Source organism: Fictibacillus sp. NRS-1165 (genome assembly GCF_050468105.1).
Lineage (GTDB): Bacteria > Bacillota > Bacilli > Bacillales > Fictibacillaceae > Fictibacillus_C > Fictibacillus_C terrinigri.
This window is the reverse complement of sequence record NZ_JBDPNU010000203.1, coordinates 1-864: the sequence shown is the minus strand read 5'-3', so window position 1 is coordinate 864 and position 864 is coordinate 1. Positions and strand designations below refer to the sequence as shown.

Sequence of the window (864 nt, the reverse complement as noted above, 5' to 3'; positions counted from 1 at the left end):
TATAAATGCTAACTTAAATATGTACATTAACGCTTGAATAAATATGTACATTTTCAATTGGATTCTCCATACTGACTCTGAGGTGGTTAGTATGTATATTAAGCTAGATATTCAAACAGAATTTGAGGTTAAAAGTCTTTCAGACTTACCAAATTTTAAAAAACTAATGGGGAACTTAAAAATGAAGATAAATAAAAGTCAATTAGCCAGAGAATTGAATGTGGATCGGCGTACCATAGATAAGTATTTGAATGGTTTTACACCAAAAGGGACAAAAAATAAAACATCGAAAATCGATACATATTATGAAGTGATTGCAGCTCTTTTATCTAGTGATTCTAAACAAATCTTCTACTACAAACGAGTGTTATGGCAGTATCTAACAGACAATCACGGTTTAAAATGTTCACAGTCTGCATTTCGTGCTTATATTAATAGAAAGCCTGAATTTAGAACATATTTTGATGAGGGGAAGCGTATTTTATCAGGTCATTCAGTGGGTGTCCGTTATGAGACACCTCCAGGAGAACAAGCTCAATTAGATTGGAAAGAAAGCATACGATTTGAAACCAAAAGTGGCGAAATCGTATATGTGAATGTAGCTGTACTTTTATTGTCCTACTCGAGATTTAAAGTTTTTCATTTGAATATTTCAAAATCACAAAGTGTTTTAATGTCATTTATGACAGAGGCATTTGAAATGTTTGGTGGTGTACCGAAGGTAATTGTCACGGATAATATGAAGACGGTAATGGATGAAGCTCGAACAGAACACTTTACAGGAACGATTAACAATAAGTTTGCCCAATTCGCTCAAGATTTTGGATTTAAGGTACAACCTTGTATCGCAGGGCGACCAAATAC

Annotated in this window: 1 pseudogene; it reads left to right on the top strand. The window is 33.7% G+C overall.

Annotated elements, in window-relative coordinates:
- Positions 1–91: 91 nt before the first annotated feature.
- Positions 92–864, top strand: a pseudogene (gene istA, locus ABHN01_RS25900) (IS21-like element IS232 family transposase); the annotation flags it as partial.